The 19,278-nt window shown below is 71.2% G+C and carries 19 protein-coding genes; 9 read left to right on the forward strand and 10 right to left on the reverse strand.

The window, feature by feature from the left end:
- Positions 1 to 109 precede the first annotated feature (109 nt).
- Positions 110 to 2,314: an ATP-dependent Clp protease ATP-binding subunit gene (locus ACH3VR_RS12025; RefSeq protein WP_397556549.1), complete on the forward strand. Its 2,205-nt coding sequence runs from the start codon at positions 110 to 112 to the stop codon at positions 2,312 to 2,314.
- 149 nt (positions 2,315 to 2,463) lie between these two features.
- On the opposite strand, the gene ACH3VR_RS12030 is transcribed toward ACH3VR_RS12025, so the two are convergent.
- Positions 2,464 to 3,045, reverse strand: coding sequence for a nitroreductase family protein (locus tag ACH3VR_RS12030; RefSeq protein ID WP_397556550.1), 582 nt, complete (start codon positions 3,043 to 3,045; stop codon positions 2,464 to 2,466).
- A 132-nt stretch (positions 3,046 to 3,177) separates the two neighbouring features.
- On the opposite strand from ACH3VR_RS12030, the gene ACH3VR_RS12035 reads away from it, so the two are divergent.
- On the forward strand, positions 3,178 to 3,642 hold the full coding sequence (locus tag ACH3VR_RS12035) for a hypothetical protein (protein ID WP_397556551.1): 465 nt from the start codon (positions 3,178 to 3,180) through the stop codon (positions 3,640 to 3,642).
- Between the two features lie 12 nt (positions 3,643 to 3,654).
- Complete coding sequence (locus ACH3VR_RS12040) at positions 3,655 to 4,488, forward strand: UbiA family prenyltransferase (RefSeq protein WP_397556552.1); 834 nt, start codon at positions 3,655 to 3,657, stop codon at positions 4,486 to 4,488.
- Positions 4,489 to 4,654: 166 nt separating this feature from the next.
- Here ACH3VR_RS12040 and ACH3VR_RS12045 read toward each other — a convergent pair whose 3' ends face one another.
- The 5 genes from ACH3VR_RS12045 to ACH3VR_RS12065 all read right to left on the reverse strand — a co-directional run bounded on the left by ACH3VR_RS12045 (position 4,655) and on the right by ACH3VR_RS12065 (position 9,054).
- Positions 4,655 to 5,155, reverse strand: coding sequence for a hypothetical protein (locus tag ACH3VR_RS12045; RefSeq protein ID WP_397556553.1), 501 nt, complete (start codon positions 5,153 to 5,155; stop codon positions 4,655 to 4,657).
- A 95-nt stretch (positions 5,156 to 5,250) separates the two neighbouring features.
- A complete protein-coding gene (locus tag ACH3VR_RS12050; protein WP_397556554.1) occupies positions 5,251 to 6,402 on the reverse strand; it encodes an FAD-dependent oxidoreductase in 1,152 nt (383 codons plus the stop codon).
- The gene (locus ACH3VR_RS12055) at positions 6,356 to 7,054 is read right to left on the reverse strand and encodes a methyltransferase domain-containing protein (RefSeq protein ID WP_397556555.1); all 699 of its coding nucleotides are present in this window, start codon (positions 7,052 to 7,054) and stop codon (positions 6,356 to 6,358) included. Before ACH3VR_RS12055 ends, ACH3VR_RS12050 begins: the two co-directional genes overlap by 47 nt.
- Positions 7,051 to 8,166 carry a type III polyketide synthase gene (locus ACH3VR_RS12060; RefSeq protein ID WP_397556556.1) on the reverse strand — a complete coding sequence of 372 codons (1,116 nt, stop codon included), beginning with the start codon at positions 8,164 to 8,166 and terminating at the stop codon, positions 7,051 to 7,053. Before ACH3VR_RS12060 ends, ACH3VR_RS12055 begins: the two co-directional genes overlap by 4 nt.
- A gap of 66 nt (positions 8,167 to 8,232) precedes the next feature.
- Positions 8,233 to 9,054: an MIP/aquaporin family protein gene (locus ACH3VR_RS12065; protein WP_397556557.1), complete on the reverse strand. Its 822-nt coding sequence runs from the start codon at positions 9,052 to 9,054 to the stop codon at positions 8,233 to 8,235.
- A gap of 185 nt (positions 9,055 to 9,239) precedes the next feature.
- On the opposite strand from ACH3VR_RS12065, the gene rraA reads away from it, so the two are divergent.
- A complete protein-coding gene (gene rraA / locus ACH3VR_RS12070) occupies positions 9,240 to 9,704 on the forward strand; it encodes a ribonuclease E activity regulator RraA (protein ID WP_397556558.1) in 465 nt (154 codons plus the stop codon).
- A 99-nt stretch (positions 9,705 to 9,803) separates the two neighbouring features.
- On the opposite strand, the gene ACH3VR_RS12075 is transcribed toward rraA, so the two are convergent.
- On the reverse strand, positions 9,804 to 11,174 hold the full coding sequence (locus ACH3VR_RS12075; protein WP_397556559.1) for a glucose-6-phosphate dehydrogenase: 1,371 nt from the start codon (positions 11,172 to 11,174) through the stop codon (positions 9,804 to 9,806).
- 56 nt (positions 11,175 to 11,230) lie between these two features.
- On the opposite strand from ACH3VR_RS12075, the gene ACH3VR_RS12080 reads away from it, so the two are divergent.
- Entirely contained in the window at positions 11,231 to 13,036 is a 1,806-nt protein-coding gene (locus ACH3VR_RS12080) for a glycoside hydrolase family 15 protein (protein ID WP_397556560.1), read from the forward strand.
- 42 nt (positions 13,037 to 13,078) lie between these two features.
- Here the strand turns inward: ACH3VR_RS12080 and ACH3VR_RS12085 are convergent, their stop codons facing one another.
- Positions 13,079 to 14,164 (reverse strand): ABC transporter permease, encoded by a 1,086-nt coding sequence (locus ACH3VR_RS12085; protein ID WP_397556974.1) that lies wholly within the window; start codon positions 14,162 to 14,164, stop codon positions 13,079 to 13,081.
- 26 nt (positions 14,165 to 14,190) lie between these two features.
- A complete protein-coding gene (locus tag ACH3VR_RS12090; protein ID WP_397556975.1) occupies positions 14,191 to 15,075 on the reverse strand; it encodes an ABC transporter ATP-binding protein in 885 nt (294 codons plus the stop codon).
- A 179-nt stretch (positions 15,076 to 15,254) separates the two neighbouring features.
- Between ACH3VR_RS12090 and ACH3VR_RS12095 the strand changes: the two genes are divergently transcribed.
- Genes ACH3VR_RS12095 through ACH3VR_RS12105 form a run of 3 tightly spaced genes read left to right on the forward strand, consistent with a single transcriptional unit; the run spans position 15,255 to position 17,081 of the window.
- A complete protein-coding gene (locus ACH3VR_RS12095; protein WP_397556561.1) occupies positions 15,255 to 15,692 on the forward strand; it encodes a VOC family protein in 438 nt (145 codons plus the stop codon).
- Between the two features lie 2 nt (positions 15,693 to 15,694).
- A complete protein-coding gene (locus tag ACH3VR_RS12100; RefSeq protein WP_397556562.1) occupies positions 15,695 to 16,402 on the forward strand; it encodes a winged helix-turn-helix transcriptional regulator in 708 nt (235 codons plus the stop codon).
- Positions 16,403 to 16,442: 40 nt separating this feature from the next.
- Entirely contained in the window at positions 16,443 to 17,081 is a 639-nt protein-coding gene (locus tag ACH3VR_RS12105) for a dihydrofolate reductase family protein (RefSeq protein WP_397556563.1), read from the forward strand.
- 112 nt (positions 17,082 to 17,193) lie between these two features.
- Here ACH3VR_RS12105 and ACH3VR_RS12110 read toward each other — a convergent pair whose 3' ends face one another.
- Positions 17,194 to 18,036, reverse strand: a complete 843-nt coding sequence (locus tag ACH3VR_RS12110) for an exodeoxyribonuclease III (RefSeq protein WP_397556564.1) — start codon at positions 18,034 to 18,036, stop codon at positions 17,194 to 17,196.
- A gap of 90 nt (positions 18,037 to 18,126) precedes the next feature.
- Here ACH3VR_RS12110 and ACH3VR_RS12115 point away from each other — a divergent pair.
- A partial coding sequence (locus ACH3VR_RS12115; RefSeq protein WP_397556565.1) for an ROK family transcriptional regulator occupies positions 18,127 to 19,278 on the forward strand: 1,152 nt, incomplete at its 3' end.

A 19,278-nucleotide genomic window follows, 5' to 3' on the forward strand; every position in this document is an offset into this window, starting at 1 on the left:
ACGCCTTCGGCACCGAGGTACCCGATGAGGGCGTTGCCTGAGGCATCCCTCTCTTGCTAAACTTGAGCCTTAGCGACTCAACTTTGTCGCGAAGACTTCAAGGAGAACCATGAACGCCACCCAGCAGCCTGGGCAGGAGGACGCGCGCAGCGCCCTCGAGCAGTTCGGCATCAACCTCACCGACCGTGCCCGGCAAGGCAAGCTCGACCCCGTCATCGGGCGCGACAGCGAGATCCGGCGCGTCAGCCAGGTGCTGACCCGCCGCACCAAGAACAACCCCGTGCTGATCGGCGAGCCCGGCGTCGGCAAGACCGCCGTCGTCGAGGGGCTCGCGCAGCGCATCGTCGCGGGCGACGTCGCCGAGTCGCTCAAGGACAAGGAGCTCGTCACCCTCGACATCTCGGCGCTCGTCGCCGGCGCCATGTACCGCGGGCAGTTCGAGGAGCGCCTCAAGAACGTCCTCAAGGAGATCACCGAGTCCGACGGTCGGATCATCACGTTCATCGACGAGCTGCACGTGCTCATGGGCGCGGGCGGAGGCGAAGGATCGGTCGCGGCATCCAACATGCTCAAGCCCATGCTCGCGCGCGGCGAGCTGCGCATGATCGGCGCGACGACGCTCAACGAGTACCGCGAGTTCATCGAGAAGGATGCCGCGCTCGAGCGCCGCTTCCAGCAGGTCTACGTCGGCGAGCCCTCGGTCGAAGACACCGTCGCGATCCTGCGCGGACTCAAGGAGCGGTACGAGGCCCACCACAAGGTCGCGATCGCCGACGGCGCGCTCGTGGCCGCGGCATCCCTCAGTCATCGCTACATCCCGTCGCGGCAGCTGCCCGATAAGGCCATCGATCTCATCGACGAGGCCGCGTCGCGGCTGCGCATGGAGATCGACTCGGCACCGCTCGAGATCGACGAGCTGCGCCGACACGTCGACCGGCTCAAGCTCGAGGAGCTCGCCCTCAAGAAGGAGAAGGACGACGCCTCCAAGGAGCGCCTCGCGAAGCTGCGCGAGCAGCTCGGCGGCGAGCAGGCCCGTCTCGACGACCTGCAGGCGCGCTGGGAGCGCGAGCGCGCATCGCTCAACCGCGTCGGCGACCTCAAGACCAAGCTCGACGCCGCCCGCATGGAGGCCGAGCGCGCGCAGCGCGAGGGCAACCTCGAGAAGGCGTCGCGGCTGCTGTACGCCGAGATCCCTTCGCTCGAGCGGCAGCTCTTCGACGCGGAGCGCGAAGAGCCCGCCGGCGACCGCATGGTGAGCGACCAGGTCACCGACGAGGACATCGCGGCCGTCATCGCGGCCTGGACCGGAATCCCGGTCGGTCGCCTCATGCAGGGCGAGACCGAGAAGCTGCTGCACCTCGAGGCCGAGCTCGGCAAGCGGCTCATCGGGCAGAAGGTCGCCGTGCGTGCCGTGGCGGATGCCGTGCGCCGGTCGCGCGCCGGCATCAGCGACCCGAACCGTCCGACCGGCTCGTTCCTGTTCCTCGGCCCGACCGGCGTGGGCAAGACCGAGCTCGCGAAGGCGCTCGCCGAGTTCCTCTTCGACGACGAGCACGCCATGGTGCGCATCGACATGTCGGAGTACGGCGAGAAGCACTCCGTCTCGCGCCTCGTCGGCGCCCCTCCCGGCTACATCGGCTACGAGCAGGGCGGCCAGCTGACCGAGGCCGTGCGGCGGCGCCCCTACAGCGTCGTGCTGCTCGACGAGGTCGAGAAGGCGCATCCCGAGGTCTTCGACGTGCTGCTGCAGGTCATGGACGACGGCCGCCTCACCGACGGACAGGGCCGCACGGTCGACTTCAAGAACGTCATCCTGATTCTCACGTCGAACCTCGGCTCGCCGATCCTCATCGATCCGACGCTGTCGTTCGAGCAGAAGCGCGAGCAGGTGCAGGGCCTTGTGCGGCAGGCGTTCAAGCCCGAGTTCGTGAACCGCCTCGACGACATCGTCGTGTTCCAGGCGCTGACCGAGGACGACCTCGCGCAGATCGTCGAGCTCGCCGTCGACGCGCTGCAGCGGCGACTGCGCGACCGTCGCCTGACGCTCGCCGTGACACCCGAGGCGCGCACGTGGCTCGCCGAGCGCGGCTACGATCCCGTGTTCGGGGCGCGGCCGCTGCGCCGGCTCATCCAGTCCGAGATCCAGGACCGCCTCGCGATGGCGATCCTGTCGGGCGGCGTGCGCGACGGAGAAGTCGTTCGGGTGGATGTCGCCGCCGACGGCTCCGCGCTGGTCCTGACGAGCGAGGGCCCTGCCGCGCCGGCCGACGCCGCTGACGACGAGGTCATCGAGGCCGAGCTCCTCGACGACTGACCCCTTTCGGCGAGCCGATACAGCTGTCGCGAGCCGATACGGCTCGAACCGCTGATCGCGTATCGGCTCGACGGCGCTGTATCGGCTCGTGAAGATGACGGATGCCTCCCCGTAAACACGCGGGGAGGCATCCGTCGTTCTCGGGGGGATCAGTCGTCGACGAGCACCGACTCGGCGACCGGGCGGCGCACGCGCGGCGCGTTCTCGCGCGCCTGGAGCTCCTCCGACGCCTGGCGGATGTCGCCGAGCTCGCCGATCGCCATGACCGTGACGGGCGTGAAGTCGTCGCTCAGCTCGAAGCCGGAGGCGATCGCGTCGCGGTCGAAGCCGCCCATCTGGTGGGTGGAGAGACCGTTCGCGTGGGCCTGCACCGTGAAGTGCGCCGCGACCTGGCCGGTGTCGTACTGCGCCCACTTCATGGGCTCGCCGTCGCGGGTCGTCTCGGCGACGAACACGACGAGCGCGGCGGCGTCGCCCGCCCAGGCGCTGTTGAAGCCGGCGAGCGAGGCGAGCACGGTGGCGTGCGCGGCGGATCCGCGGCGGGCGACGAGGACGCGCCACGCCTGAGTGTTGGCGGCGGTCGGGGTCCAGCGGGCGGCCTCGAGGGCGCTCGCCAGCGCGGCCTCGTCGATGACCGCGTCGCGATCGAAGATGCGGGTGCTCCAGCGCTCGGCGAGGATGTCGAGGATCGGGGCGTCGGTCTCGGCCGTGCGGTCGATGAGAGTGGACATGGGCGTCTCCTTGGAGTCGGATCTTCTGCCGGGACGCCGTCGGCCCAGATGCATGCAACCACATGTACCTGCGCGGCATTCCCAGGTGACGCAATACGACGGGCGGAGCGGCGGGCCCGCTACGGTCGGACCATGCGCTTCGCAGGGACCGGCCGCTTCGTGTTCATCGCCCAATGGGTGCTCGGCGTGCTGCTGCCGATCTTCTTCTTCCTCGGTCGCGGGGTGGTGGGCGCCGAGCTCGGCTGGCTCGCGATCGTCGGCATCGTCTACGGCATCCTCGTGATCTTCGTGCTGCTCGTGCCGCCGCTGCTGACCCTCTTCGACACGCAGTCCCGCCGCGCCCGCAAGACGCGGCTCGCGTACGACATCCCGACGATCGTGCTGTGGGTCGGGCTCCTCCTCGGAGCCCTCACCGTGCCCGACTCGGGCGACAGCGGACACCTCGACTCGGCCCTGTCGACGTGGACGGGGATCTCATACGAGACGTCGCAGGCGATCTTCTACATCGCCGCCACGATCATCGGCCTGGCCTACCTCGCGCAGGTCGTGACGAGCATCATGGGCATCGTCCGGGGACGCTACCCGGTCGACGCCTGATCTGGGGGGCTCATGCGCACCGTGCGGGCACTGTGGGGCTCGACGCATCCCGGCCCGACGCTCGTCGTCACGGCGCTCGCCCTCGCACTCGGCATCGCGGTCGGTCTCGAACCGTGGCGGCTCGTACTGCTGACCCTCGCCGTGTTCGCGGGTCAGGTGTCGATCGGACTCTCGAACGACGCGATCGACGCGCCCCGCGACCGCGCCGTCGGGCGGGACGACAAGCCGATCGCCCGAGGCGACGTGACGGAGCGCACGGCCTGGGTCGCCGCGATCGGCGCCGTGGTGGTCGCGCTCGCGCTGTCGGCACCGCTCGGATTCGGGATGCTGGCCGCCCACGCGGTCTTCCTCGCGTCGGCGTGGGCGTACAACGCCGGTATCAAGGCCACGGCGTTCTCGATCGTGCCCTTCCTCCTGAGCTTCGGCATCTTCCCATCGCTCGCGACACTGTCGATGCCCGATCCGCGGGTCGCTGCGCCGTGGGGGTGGGTCGCGGGGGCGGCGCTGGGCGCCGCCGTCCATCTGACGAACGTGCTGCCCGACCTCGACGACGACCGCGCCACGGGCGTGCGCGGGCTGCCGCATCGGCTCGGGGCGCGGGCCTCGGCCGTCGTCGCGGCCGCCGGGATCGTCGTCGGGGCGATCGCCGTGCTCGTGGGCGGGTCGGCGGGTGCGCCGTCGGTCCTGGCCTGGGTGTTCTTCTCGGCGGTCGCTGTCGTGGCCGTGGCGACGGCGGTGCTGGCCCTCGTGCGCCCGCCGACGCGGCTGCTCTTCCGGCTCGTGATGCTCGCCGCGCTGCTGCTGGCGGCGCAGCTCGTCGCGACGGGCGGCGCCTACGCCGCGTGAGGCTCGAGTCTCCGGGCGCCACGCTCCGGTGAGATCTCGAGTCTGCGGGCGCCACCCCTCGGCGAGTTCGTACGCACTCGCCGAGCGCACACGTCGTTGGCGCGAATGTCGTACGTTCTCGGCGAGTACGTACGAAGTCGCTGCGCCGACCGTGAGGTGCTGCGGGTCAGTAGCAGGTTGCGAAGAACTTCTCGATGCTCGCTGAGGTGTCCCCTGTGAGGTTGTCGGTCGTCGTGTGCAGCAGATAGTGGATCATCACCCTCCCGATGGGGACGCCATCGGCGGAGTAGATCGTGCGGGGCTCGCGGACCACTTCCGTGTGGACGGTGACCGAGCCGGTCCCGACCTCGGTGAAGTGGCCATGGGCGACTCCGGTCAGGTACGAGCCGTCGTCGAAGTCTGTGCGGTAGACGAACGTGTCGCTCACGTGGATCTGGTAGCCGTGGGAGGTTTCCGTGATCTGCCCGGAGCCGGTGTCGACCGCATTCGTCACTCCCGACTTGACTTCGGGCACGCACTCCGGCGGCGAGTCGGCGAAGGTCTCCGTCCCTGAGAAGGTGAACCGCGTGACCGTTGCACTCGCCTCCGCCGCCGACGGCACCGTGAGAATCACCCCCGCCGCCGCGACGGCGAGAAGTGCGGCTCCGATTGTGAATCGCTTGCTCATGGCAGTCTCCTGCTCGGACCGAAGCCCGGGTAGGCCTCGCTTAGCCCCGCATGTTCCTCGCGGGGGCCGCGGAGCGCAAGAGCCCTCCGGGCGGCTCAGGCGTCGCGGTCGAAGCCCATCGCGTACGCGTGGGCGAGAAGGCGTGCGCCGGGAGGCAGCAGGGCGAGTCGCAGGCCCGTGCGCCGCACCGCGTGAGCCGCCGGGCCGAGGGGCCGGCCGAGCGACGTGTTGAGGGCCGCGAGCCGAGCCGCGGTGCGGGCCGAGGCCACCCGTCGGCGCTCCCAGGCGGCGAGTTCGGCGGCGGGCTCAGACCCCGTGCGCACCCACGACGCGACGAGGGGTGCGAGGGTCGCGGCATCCAGGAGTCCCAGGTTCATGCCCTGCCCGCCGATGGGGCTCACCTCGTGGGCGGTGTCGCCGACGACGAAGAGACGTCCGCGGCGGAGCGCCGGGGCGACGGCCCGACGCACCTCGAACCGCGTCGCCGTCGTCACGAGGTCGGCCGCGGCGTCCTGTCCCCGCGCGCGCAGCGCCGTGCGCAGTCGCCGCGGGGAGGCATCCGTCCCCGCGTCCCACGCGACGAACCGTCGCCGACCGCCCGGGAGCGGGAACGACTCGAGCACGCCCTCGCGGTCGATGTTGACGACGGCGAGGTCTCCGTCGGCGTCGGAGGCGACATCGGCCATGAGGTAGCTGTCGGCGTAGGGGCGCACATGGACGGCGCCCGGGCGGTACACGAGCCGACGCGCGCGCCATCCGCCCGCGACGACGACGATCGGCGCCCGCAGCGGCTCCCGCCCGTCGAGCGAGACCCTCACGAAGCCCGATCCGGGAGAGACCTCCGTCACCGCGACGCCGCGTGAAGCAGCAGGAGCCCCGAGCGACAACGCGGCCTCGGTCGCGGCCTGCGGCAGCGCTGCGACGAAGGGGAAGCGCCGATCCAGCCGGTCGAACCGCACGACGCCGATCGCCCGCCCGCCGGAGCGTGCCTCGCCGCGCGATACGCGCACGGCAGAGGCGAGCAGGCGCTCCGTGATTCCGGATGCCTCGAGAGCCGCGAGCACGGGCGCGTGCACGCCGATCGCCCGTGTGCCGTCACCGGCCGACGCGCGCCGCTCGAGCAGCGCCACCTCGACCCCGCGTCGCGCGAGCTCCCCGGCGAGGAGCGTGCCGACGGGTCCCGCGCCGACGACGATGACGTCAGGCATCGGCGCGCGCCTCGGCGACGACGCGGAAGGGTGCGGCATCCCGGACCGTCCAGGGCCTCCCGAGCGTCTCGGCGAGCTCCCCGGCCCGGTAGCTGCGGCGGATCGAGCGAAGCCCGTCGGTGCGCAGGAACGTGCCAGGCGCGAAAGGAGTCACGCCGATCGCGTACAGCGCGTAGGCGGGGCGGCTGCGGCGGATGTCGGAGTGCAGCGCGATCCCGTCGCTCAGCGCGAGCGAATCGGCGGCGAACACCGCGACATCGGCGGCCGAGAGGTGATGCAGGACGTGGTTCGACAGCACGGCGTCGAACCGCTCGCCCGCCCAGCGGAGGGCCGAGGCATCCATCGCCCGGAACTCGATGCGCGACGACGCGCGCTCACGGGCGACGTGGAGGGCGCGCTCGTCGGGGTCGGCGCCCACCCACCGCACGTCGAGTCCGTCGCGCGCGGCCAGCCGCGCCAGGCGGGCGACGAGGTCGCCGCCACCCGAGCCGAGGTCGAGCACGCGCGCCGGGCGCTCGAGAGACGCGAGGAAGGGGGCGAGGCGCGCCTCGTAGAGCCGGGCCCACCCACTCCACATCCGATTGATGGTGTCGAACCGGCGGAGGGTCGCGGCGAGGAGTACGGGGTCGCAGTCCGGATCGTCCATGAGTTCGGCGACGTCGACGTCGCGCGCGCTCAGGTCGACCGTCACGCGCGCCCCGGCACGCGCGTCAGCAGTGCCGACTCGACCGTGAGCCCCGGCCCGAACGCCAGGGCGGCGATGCGGGCGCCGTGGTCGAGGCCGTCGTGCAGGAGATCGCGGAGGATGAAGAGGATCGTGGCGCTCGACATGTTGCCCTGCCGGCGCAGAACGTCCCGCGAGGCGTCGAGCGCGGCGGGGTCGAGCGCGAGACCGGCCTCGACGCGGTCGAGCACGCTGCGTCCGCCCGGGTGCACGGCCCACACGTCGGGCTCGTCCTCGCCGAGGAAGGCGCCGACGGCGTCGCGGATCTCTCGGCCGATGATGCGCGGCACCTCGGCGGTGAGCACCATGTCGAATCCCTCGTCGCCGATCGTCCAGACCATCTCCGACTCGCCCTCGCTCGTGAGCACCGTGCGGAACCGGTCGAGCTCGAGTCGGGGCCCGGCGCCGAAGCTGCGCGCCGACACGACTGCCGCCGCCGCGCCGTCGGCGAAGACGGAGGCGGCGACGATCTGCTGCGGGTCTTCCGACGACCGGATGTGCAGCGTGCACAGCTCCGCCGCCGCCACGAGCACGACCGCCTCGGGCTGCGCCGCGCAGATGCGCGCCGCGGCCCGCAGTCCCGGCAGAGCCGCCGCGCACCCCATGAAGCCGATGTGGTACCGCTCGACGGCGGGGGAGAGGCCGAGGTCCTTCACGACGCGGAAGTCGGGCCCGGGCGCGAACATGCCCGTGCACGAGACGGTCACGACGTGGGTCACGTCGGCGGGCGAGACGGATGCCTCGGCCAGCGCCTGCGCCGATGCCTCTGCGAACAGTGGTGGAGCGAGCTGGATGTACACGTCGTTGCGGTCCCCGGTCGAGGGCGCCTGGATGACAGGGCTCGAGCCGGCCGGGGGGTCGTCGGGCGAGGCATCCCGTCGCCCCTCCTCGACGGCGGCGACGAGGTCGGAGAGCACCGTGTTCCGGTGGTCGATCGCCGATGCGTCGAAGGCGGCGTGGATGAGCCGCTGCGTGATGCGGCTGAGGCCCGGCTGTTCCGCGAAGACGTCGCGCGCCGCCCTCTGCGAGACGCGGGCCTGAGGCACCGCCGTGCCGATCGACAGGATGCTCGCGGCCATGGTCAACCTTAGGCACGGCGACCCCGCGCACGGCCGCATCCGCGCGAATCGGGTGTCGTGGCGCCCTCAGGGCTTGTCGGGGTTGGCGACCTCGGTGCCGATGTCGCCTTGCGCCGTCCTCGACCCGGCGCGGCCGCCGCCCGCACCCCGGAGCACGTACGCGAGGACCACGGCGGCGAGGGCTCCCGTGATCGGGCCCGCCAGATACACCCAGTAATCGCGGAAGTCGAGGCTCGCGAGGTCGGGTCCGAAGGTGCGGGCGGGGTTCATCGACGCGCCGGAGATGGGGCTGCCCCACAGTCCAGCGAGGGCGATGTAGCCGCCCACGCCGACAGCGCCGAGCACTCCGACGTTCTGCGCTCCGGAGGCGGTGCCGAGGATGACGCTCACGAGGCCGAGCGTCAGGAGGGCCTCCATGGCGAACGCCTGGGCCGGCGTCGCCGCGGGGTCGGGATAGTTCGACCCGTACGTCGCCGAGACGCCGATCACGGCGCGCAGCAGCAGGGCGGCGAGCGTCGCGCCGAGCAGCTGCGCGACGAGGTAGCCGGGCACGCGGCGCCACGGGAAGTCGCCGCGCAGCGAGAACGCGAGCGTGACGGCGGGATTCAGATGAGCACCGGAGATCTTGCCCATGAACAGGATGACGCCCATGACCATGAGCCCGGGGGCGACGACCTCGGCCGACCGGCTGATCGTGCCGGGATAGGCCTGCGCCATCATCCCGCCGCCCGCCGCCACGATCACGAGCAGGAACGTGCCGAACACCTCCGAGACGAGACGCCGCCACTCCTGCGCGGGGCTTCGGAAGTCGGCCATGGGAGCCACGACCTCCACCTCGAACCACCGATCGAAGATCGCGCCGGCCTCGACGCCGTCCTTCTCGACCATCGGATCCACCCGCCTTCCGGGTCGTTCCATCTCGTCGACGAGCGGGCGCACTCCGCTCTCCGAGCGGCATATTAGGCCGCGTGCGGACGCGCGGCCACGGGGTCGATTCACACGGCGAGAAGTTCGCGAGAACTTCCGCCACGCAGCCGCCACCCGCGCGCGGCGCGCACCCGTAGCGTGGCGGTATGACGGCGACGGCAGACCTCTACGACGAGCGCGGCGACGAGCTCGACTCGCTCGCCCTCCAGCTCCACGACCTCGGCGGGCGCGTCGCGTTCGACGGCCCGGTGCGCACCGTGCGCTGCCATCGCGACAACGCCCTCGTCAAGGCGACGCTCGCGACCCCCGGCGACGGCGCGGTGCTCGTGATCGACGGCGGCGGGTCGCTCGAGTCGGCGCTCGTCGGCGACCTCATCGCGGCATCCGCCGCAGACAACGGCTGGGTGGGGATCATCGTGCACGGTGCGATCCGCGATCGGGAGGCGATCGGGATGCTGCCCCTCGGCGTCAAGGCGCTGGGCTCGAACCCGCGCAAGAGCGCGAAGGACGGCGTCGGCGAGGTCGATGTGCCCGTGACGATCGCGGGCGTGACGTTCGTTCCGGGGCGGCACGTCTGGGCCGACGCCGATGGCGTGCTCGTCGAGCGCTGAGGCCGAATCCGTGAGCCTCCATCTGCGGGATGAGAGCGCGGGTGCCACCCGGGTGCTCGGCAGTCAGGTGGAGGCTCACGGTCCCGCGTGGGGGCGGGGTTACAGCGCGGGCCAGCCGGCGGGGCCGGAGGAGCCCGCGGGATAGGCCTCGAGCGGGACGTCGCCGCGCTTCCACGCGTCGATCACGGGCTGCACGATGCGCCAGCAGTTCTCGGCCGTGTCGCCGCGCACCGACAGGGTCGGGTCGCCGTCGAGGATGCCCGACAGCACCTCGCTGTACGCCCGGCGCGCTCCCTCTCCGAAGTCCACGTCGAGCGAGGCGCGTTCGAGCGAGAACGGATCGCCCGGGCCGTTGACATTGAGCTCGAGCGACATGCGGTCCGGCCCGAGCGACAGGCGCAGGACCGACGGCTCGGCGGAGCCCGTGAAGCCGTGGGGAAGGTGCGACACCTCCTTGAAGCGGATCACGATCTCCCTGACCTTCTCGCCGAGCGCCTTTCCCGACCGCAGGGTGAAGGGAACCCCCGCCCATCGCACGGTCTGCACCTCCAGCGTGACCTCGGCCAGTGTCTCGGTCTCACGCGCCGGATCGACCCCGGGTTCTGCAGCGTAGTCGGGCAGCGCACGCTCGCCGACGGCGCCGCCGGTGTAGCGGGCGCGGCGCGAATTCGCGACCGGATCGTCCTCCCAGACCCTCGTCGCCCGCAGCGCGGCCGCTTTCGCATCGCGCAAGTCGGTGGCATCCAGGGTCGACGGCGGATCCATCGCGACGACGGCGAGCACCTGCAGCAGGTGGCTCTGGATCATGTCGACGAGGGCGCCGGCGCGGTCGTAGTACCCCGCGCGGCCCTCCAGACCCAGCACCTCGTCGTAGCGGATGGTGACCGCGTCGATCTGATCATTCGACCACACCGGCTCGAGCACGCGGTTCGCGAACCGCAGCCCGAGCACGTTGAGCACCGTCGAGCGGCCCATGAAGTGGTCGATCCGGTAGACCTGCTCTTCGGGCACGAGGCGCGCGAGCTGCTCGTTGAGCGCCTTCGCGGAGGCCTCGTCAGTGCCGAACGGCTTCTCGAGCGCGAGGATGAGCCCCTCGGGTCGATCGACCTTCTCGAGCGCCTGGCACGAGGCCGCAGCGACCGCCGGCGGCACGGCGAAGTAGAGCGCGACGCGCCCTTCGCACTCGTGGATGAGCCGCCCGATCTCGTCGGGATCGGTGATGTCGGTGCGCCGATACACCGTCTCGCGGCGCACCGCGTCGACGGCCGGCCCCGAGGGCGATGCCGTCGCGAACGCCTCGGCGACGACCGAGCGCCAGGTGTCGTCGTCCCAGTCGTCGATGCCCGCGCCCACGAGCCGCACGCTGCGCTCGGTCTCTTCCGTCAGCAGCTGGGCCAGAGCCGGAAGCAGCAGGCGCGACGTGAGATCGCCCGATGCTCCCAGGATGCACAGCGTCGCCTGTATCGCCATGCCGGTCACGATAGCCCCGCGGAGCCCGCGCGCCAGGGGGCTGGAAGAATCGGACCGTGTCTGCTCCGATCGAGGACTACGCACTCGTGAGCAGCTGCCGGACGGCGGCGCTCGTGTCGCGCGACGGCAGCGTCGATTGGTTGTGCCTGCCGCGCTACGACTCGGCATCCGTCTTCGCCGCGCTGCTCGGCGATGAGGGACACGGATGCTGGCACCTGCGCCCGAGCGACCCCGAGGCGGTCTCGATGCGGCGCTACGAGGGCGACTCGTTCGAGCTGGTCACGCGGTGGGAGACGTCGACCGGCGTCGCGGAGGTGCACGACGTCATGCCGATCGACGCAGAGCGCACCGACCTCGTGCGCCGCATCGTCGGCATCGAAGGCGCCGTAGAGCTCGCCGACGAGGTGCGCCTGCGCTTCGACTATGCGCGCACCGTCCCGTGGGTGCGGCAGGCGGGCACCGAGGACGCGCCCGCTCAGCTCGCGATCGCGGGACCGGATGCCGTCATCCTGCGCGGTGCGCATCGCAAGGCCCACGATCACGCGCACCACGGCCGGTTCGAGGTCGCCGCGGGCGAGGTCGTCGACCTCACCCTCACCTACTTCTCGTCGCACCTCGACGTGCCGCCGCCCCTCGACGTCGACGAGACACTCGACGCCACCGGGAAGTGGTGGCGGGACTGGGCCTCGCGCATCGACCACGACGGTCCGCATCACGAGTCGGTCATCCGCTCGCTCCTGGTGCTGCGCGCCCTGACGCACGAGGACACCGGGGGCATCATCGCCGCCGCGACGACGTCGCTTCCCGAGGACTTCGGGGGTGTGCGCAACTGGGACTACCGCTACGTGTGGCTGCGGGATGCCGCGCTCACGCTCGAGGCGCTCCTGTCGCACGGCTTCGTGCGCAGCCCGCACCGCTGGCGCGACTGGCTGCTGCGGGCGCTCGCCGGCGACCCGTCGCAGACCCAGATCATGTACGGCATCGCGGGCGAGCGCGACCTGCCCGAGCGGACGCTTCCGAACCTTCCCGGCTACGACGGAGCCGCGCCGGTGCGCATCGGAAACGGCGCGGTCGACCAGTTCCAGGCCGACGTCATCGGCGAGGTGCTCGTCGCGCTCGAGGCGACGCGCAGCGCAGGGGTCGAGGAGGACTCGTTCTCGTGGCCGCTGCAGCGAGCCCTCATCGCCCGCGTCATCGCGACGATCGACCGGCCCGATTCGGGCATCTGGGAGATCCGCGGGGAGCCGCAGCTGTTCACGCACTCGCGCGTCATGATCTGGGCGGCGCTGGATCGCGGCGTGCGCGCCGTTCGCGAGCTGGGCCTGTCGGGCGACGCCGACGAGTGGGAGCGGCTGCGCGACCGCGTGCGCGCCGAGATCGAGCAGCGCGGGTTCGACGCCGAGCGGGGTCATTTCGTGCAGCACTACGGCTCGACCGCGGTGGATGCGTCGCTGCTCCTGCTGCCGCAGGTCGGCTTCTGCGCGCACGACGACCCGCGGATGCTGGGGACCGTCGCCGAGCTCGAGCGCAGCCTGCTGCACGACGGCCTGCTCCTGCGCTACCGCACCGAGACCGGCGTCGACGGGCTGCCCGGCGACGAGAACCAGTTCCTCGCCTGCTCGTTCTGGCTCGTCGAGCAGTACGCGCACACGGGGCGCCGCGACGACGCCGAGAAGCTCATGGACCGGCTCTGCTCCTACGCGAACGACGTCGGCCTGCTCGCCGAGGAGTACGACTCGCAGGCGCTGCGTCACGCGGGGAACACGCCTCAGGCCTTGACGCATCTCGCTCTCGTGCGCGCCGCCGACGCGCTCGCCGGGCACAGCGGGCGGCGGGGCCACGGCCGTTCGGTCGCGACGTGACCAGTTCGCTGACAGAAGGCCGGGGACGCGGCATCCGATCCGTCAGCGGGTGAGCGCCTCCTTGAGCGTGACCCGCGCACCCATGCGCAGGAGGGCGTTCTCATAGATGCGCGCACCGACGAGGATCGCGGCGAGGCACGTCGCGATGAGGATCGCGAGCGACAGCAGCGGCTCCCACCACGACACCTGGCCGAGGTAGATGCGCAGCGGCATCGCGACGGGGGCGCTGAACGGCACGTACGACATGATCGTCAGCACGACCGGGTTGTCGTTGAAGAAGATCACGAGCAGGTAGGGCGCCAGGATCAGCATCGTGAGCGGCGTCGTCGTCGCGCCGATGTCCTCCTGACGCGACACCATGGCCCCCGCGGCGGCGAACAGCGACGCGAGCAGCACGAACCCGAAGAAGAAGAACACGGCGAACCACACGAGAGGTCCGCCGAGGCCCTCGAGGGCGGCCGTCTGCCCGCTCAAGGCGAGGCCGATGACGGCGATCGCGGCGAGCGCGACGATCTGCGCCATGGCGAGGATGGTGTTGCCGAGCACCTTGCCGGCCAGGAGCACCCGCACCGGGATCGCCGAGATGAGCAGCTCGACGACGCGCGTCTGCTTCTCCTCCACGACGCTCTGCGCGATCGTGCCGCCGAACATGCTCGCCGCCATGAGGAACACGACGCCGAAGCCGAGGGCCACGAAGTACCGCAGGAGCTGATCCTGCGGGCTCTCCTCGAGAAGCTGCACCTCGGGCGAGACGCTCAGCATCGCCACGAGCGTCTCGGGGTACGAGTCCTTGGCGACGATCTTGTACGGATAGCTGCTCGAGGGGTCGTCGGCCGGCACGATCGCGGCCAGCGCGGTGCCGTCCTTCACCATCGCGATCGCGGCGTCGGCCGACGGCGCCGTCGTCGCGCTGACGCCCTCGACGTTCGCGACCGCCGCGGCCGTCTCGCTCGTGACCGCCACGGGGACCGCCTGCGTCGTGCGCGCCGCGATGCCGCCCCATACGACGGCGGCCAGGGCGATGCCGAGCAGGATCAGCGTCGACACGACGAACGCGCGGCTGCGCAGCTTCGACCCGATCTCACGCTCGGTCACGAGCCAGACGCTCTGCATCGTCGACGGTGCCATCCGCCGGGTCGGCGTCGCGAGGGCGGTCACTGGACGACCTCCTTGAAGATCTGGGCGAGGGAGGGATGCTGCGGCGCGAAGCTCGCGACATCGCCGCGCTCCATCGCCCGGCGCAGCACCCGCTGAGCCGTCTGGTCGGTGTCGGCGTCGAAGACGGCCCAGCCGCCCCGATGACCCCGGAGCTGCACGCCCGGCTCGCCCTCGACCCAGGCCGCATCGCCCGACGAGACGAGTTCGAACCGGCGCACGGCGTGCTGGGCGCGCAGCTCGTCGCGCGAGCCGGCGGCGCGGATCGTGCCGGCCGCGATGATGACGAGGTCGTCGCAGAGCCGCTCGACGAGGTCGAGCTGGTGCGACGAGAAGAGCACGGCGACGCCTCGCGCGGCGCGCTCCTGGAGCACCCCCGCGACGACGTCGACCGCGAGCGGGTCGAGCCCCGAGAACGGCTCGTCGAGGAGGAGCACCTCCGGTTCGTGCACGAGCGCCGCCGCGATCTGCGCGCGCTGCTGGTTGCCGAGCGACAGGGTCTCGACCTTGTCGCCCAGGCGCTCGCCGAGTCCGAGCCGCTCGAGGAGCGCCGTCGCGGCGGTCGTGGCATCCCTCTTCCCGTAGCCGTGCAGGCGCGCGAGGTACGCGATGTGCTCGCCGACCTTCATCTTGGGGTACAGACCGCGCTCTTCGGGCATGTAGCCGAAGCGACGGCGGTCGTCGGCCGTCACGGCGACGCCGTCGAGCAGCACGTCGCCGGAGTCCTTCGCGAGCACGCCGAGCGCGATGCGCATCGTCGTCGTCTTGCCGGCGCCGTTGCCGCCGACGAAGCCTGTCAGGCGACCGGGGCGCACGTCGAAGCCGACCTCGTCGAGCACGCGTCTGCCGCCGTAGGCCTTCACGATCTTCCGCAGTTCGAGCACGAGTCCCACGGTAGGCGCATCCTCGGTCGCTGAGCTCATCGAAGCGTGGTTCCTGAGCCTGTCGAAGGGTGGTTCCTGAGCCTGTCGAAGGATACTTGCTATTGACAAGCAAGGTTGTTTTTTGCAAGTATACGACAAGCCGGGGCGCCGGATGCCCCAACGACTGGCAGGAGAAGGCAATGACCAGCATCTTCGTCAACATCGCGACGACCGACCTCGAGCGCGCCAAGGCCTACTACACGGCCCTCGGCTGCGAGGTCAACCCGAACTTCACCGACGACAACGCCGCGTGCCTCGTGTGGAGCGACGAGATCTACTTCATGGCGCTCACGAAGGAGTACTTCTCGACCTTCAACGACAAGGAGTTCGCCGACCCCAAGACGCACGCGCAGGTGCTGCTGTCGATCAGCCGCGACTCGCGCGACGACGTCGACAAGACGATCGAGGCCGGCGTCGCCAACGGCGGCACGGCGCCGGGAGACCCCCAGGACTACGGCTTCATGTACAGCCGCGACCTCATCGACCCGGACGGCTACGGCATCCAGTTCCTCTACATGGACCCCGTGGCCGCGGAGAAGGGCCCCGAGGCCTACATGGCGGAGCAGGCCCAGGCATAGCCGTGGCCTCCCGCAGCTACGGGCAGTACTGCGGAGTGACGACGGCCGTCGAGCTGATCGGGGAGCGGTGGGCTCTGCTCATCGTCCGCGATCTGCTCGTCGGCCCTCGGCGATACACCGATCTCAAACAGGGGCTGCCCAAGATCCCGACGAACATCCTCTCCACGCGGCTCAAGGAGCTGCAGGAGAGCGGTGTCGTGCGGCGCGTCCCGCTCCTGCACTGCGGGCTCGTGTACGAGCTCACCGACTACGGGCGGCAGCTCGAGCCCATCGTGCTCGCGCTGGGCCGCTGGGGCTTCGCGTCGATGGGCGAGCCGGGCGACGGTGACGTCGTCACGGCCGACTCGCTCACGATGGCGCTGCGCACGGCCTTCCAGGCCGAGGTCGCGGCATCCCTTCCGCCCGCCGTCTACGAGGTGCACGTCGGCGACATCGTCCTGCGCGTGCACGTCGTCGCGGGCGAGCTGTTCGTCACGCAGCTCGCGCCGGCGGGCCGGCCCGTCGACCCGCTCGCACCGCGGGCGCCCGGCGGGGAGCCCGAGCTCGTCTTCGCGGCGGCCCCCGGGATCCGCCGCGTCATCTCGGGCGAGCTCACGCCGGGTGCGGCGATCGACGAGGAGGTGCTCGCCGTCGTCTCGGGCGACGCGACGCTGCTCGACCGCTTCGCGGCGACCTTCCACATCGCCGAGGGGGTTGCGCTCGCGGCCTGAGTGCGAGTGCATGGGAGCTGTCCAGACGAGAGGAGCCGGCATGACCGGTCGCATCACCATCGTGCTGTTCACGACCCTCGACGGCGTCGCGCAGGCGCCCGGCGGTCCCGACGAGGACACGACGGGCGGGTTCCCCTACGGCGGGTGGCAGGCGCCGTTCTTCGACGAGGTCGTCGGCGGCGATGTGGGGGAGGGGATCGAAGGCATCGATGCCCTCGTGCTCGGCCGCCGCACCTACGACATCTTCGCCGCGTACTGGCCGACCTACGGCGAGGGCGAGGACAACCCGATCGCGCAGAAGTTCAACAGCATCCCGAAGTACGTCGCCTCGCATGGCGTGCTCGCGCTCGACTGGGAGGGATCGACGCAGCTCGGCCCCGATCTCGGCGGTGAGCTCGCCGCGCTGCGCGAGCGGCACGAGAGCATCCAGGTGATCGGCAGCGTCGATCTCGCCCAGACGCTCCTGCGCGAGCGGCTGTACGACGAGCTGAAGCTGTGGGTCTATCCCGTCGTGCTCGGCGAGGGCAAGAAGGTGTTCCCCGACGGGGCCGCACCCCGCAACCTCAGGCTCGTCGCGCCGCCCGTGGCGGGGTCGACGGGTGCCGTGCTGCTGCGCTACGCGCCGGCGGAGGGGCTGCCCGCGACGGGCGACATGTCGCAGCCCGAACGCGGGGTCTGACCGGTCCATTCCGCGCAGCGGAACCGGGCGATTCTGCGCAGATCGGATCCGACGGCATCAGCGATCCGAAATGCGTGGAATCGCCCGAAAATGGTGGTTCGGGATGCCGCGGTCAGAAGATCATCGGCCGATCGTCGTCGTCTTCCGGGCTCGTGAAGTCGAGGTCGACGACGACCGGGACGTGATCGCTCGGGGCCTCGCCCTTGCGCTCGTCGCGGTGGATCGCGGCGCCGGCGACCGCCTCGGTGAGGGCGTGCGAGCCGAGGATGAAGTCGATGCGCATGCCTTCGTTCTTGGGGAAGCGCAGCCGTTTGTAGTCCCAGTACGTGTACCCCGACGGCACGAACGGCCGCACGGCGTCGGAGAGCCCCGCCTGCTCGAGAGCGGCGAACGCCTCGCGCTCGGGCGCCGAGACGTGCGTCGCGAAGCCCACGACGACGGCGGGGTCGCCGTTGTCGGCGTCGGTGGGGGCGATGTTGAAGTCGCCGACGAGCGCGAGCGCGAGGTCGGGATCGGCCCCGAGGCTGGCCTGCACGTGACCGCGCAGCGCCTCGAGCCACTCGAGCTTGTAGTCGTAATGCGGGTCGCCGAGCTCCCGGCCGTTCGGGACGTACAGGCTCCACACCCGCACGCCGCCGACCGTGGCGCCCAGCGCGCGCGCCTCGAGCGGCTGATCGACACCGAAACGGCCCGATGCGAAGCCGGGCATGCCGGGGAACGACGTCTGCACGTCGCTGAGCGGCTCGCGGCTCGCGATCGCGACACCGTTCCACTGCGAGAAGCCGTGCGCCTCGACGTGGTAGCCCGCGTCGTGGAACGCGTCGAAGGGGAACTGGTCGGCCTTGCACTTGATCTCCTGCATCGCGAGCACATCGATGCTCTCGCGCACCGCGAAGTCGACGATGCGGTCGACGCGGGCGCGGATGGAGTTCACGTTCCAGGTGGCCAGGCGCATCCCACCAGCCTAGAACGGACCGCCGACGGCGCGATGCCGCCGAGAAGACCGGTCTCGCGGCCCGACCTGGGCAAAACCAGGCAGGGTACAGTGAGCATCACCATGGTGCGCCGCACGTCCCCTCCCGGCTCGCAGACCTCGCTCCGCGAGGCCAACCGCGCGCGCCTGGTGGAGTCGCTCAAGCGCCACGGCCGGCTCACGCAGGTCGAGCTCGCCGGCAGCACGGGCCTGTCGCCTGCGACGGTGTCGAACATCGTCAAGGAGCTGACGGCCGCGGGACTCCTGCACACGTCGATCACGTCGCGCAGCGGACGGCGCGCGACGCTCGTGTCGCTCGCCCGGCAGCTGGGCCTCGTCGCGGGCGTCCACTACACCTCCCGGCAGCTGCACATCGCGATCGCGGATGTCACGCGCACGGTCGTCAGCCAGACCTCGCTTCCGCTCCCGCTCGACCACCGGCACGACGCGCAGCTCGACCGCCTCGCGATCCTTCTCAGCGAGCTCATGGAGTCGCTCGGCGGCACGGTGACCGACCTCCTGTCCGTCGGGCTCGCACTCCCGGCTCCGATCGACCCGCGCACGGGGATGGTCTCCACGCCCGGGCTGCTGCCGGGCTGGGAGGGCGTCGACGTCGCCGCGAGCCTCTCCGAGCGCATCGCGCGTCCCGTCTACGTCGACAGCGAAGCCAACCTCGGCGGCCTTGCCGAAGCCCGTGAGGGCAGCGGGCGCACGGCGTCGTCGTCGGTGTACATCCGGGTCGGCCACACGATCAGCGCCGGCCTCATCGTCGGCGGCGACCTGTTCCGCGGCGTCAACGGCAAGGCCGGACAGATCGGCCACGTCACGATCGACGAGAACGGGCCGATCTGCCGCTGCAGCAACCGCGGATGCCTCGAGACCTACGCCGGCGGCCCGGCGCTGCTGTCCCTCTTCCCTCCCAGCGCGGGCATGCAGCGCATCAGCGACCTCCTGCAGGCGGCGGAGGACGGCGACGGCAGCTCGCGCCGCGTCATCGCCGACGCGGGACGCCACATCGGCATCGCCGCAGCGAGCCTGTGCAACCTCTTCGACCCCGAGCTCATCATCGTGGGCGGCGAACTCGGACAGGCCGGCGAGATCCTCATGGCCCCCATGCGACACTCGCTCGAGCGCACGGCGCTCGCGTCGGCGAACGGACTGCCCGAGATCGTCGGCGCGTCGTTCGGGGAGTGGGCCGAGACGCGCGGGGGGATCGCGATCGCC

The sequence above is a fragment of the Microbacterium alkaliflavum genome, from assembly GCF_044325405.1.
Taxonomy (GTDB): domain Bacteria; phylum Actinomycetota; class Actinomycetes; order Actinomycetales; family Microbacteriaceae; genus Microbacterium; species Microbacterium alkaliflavum.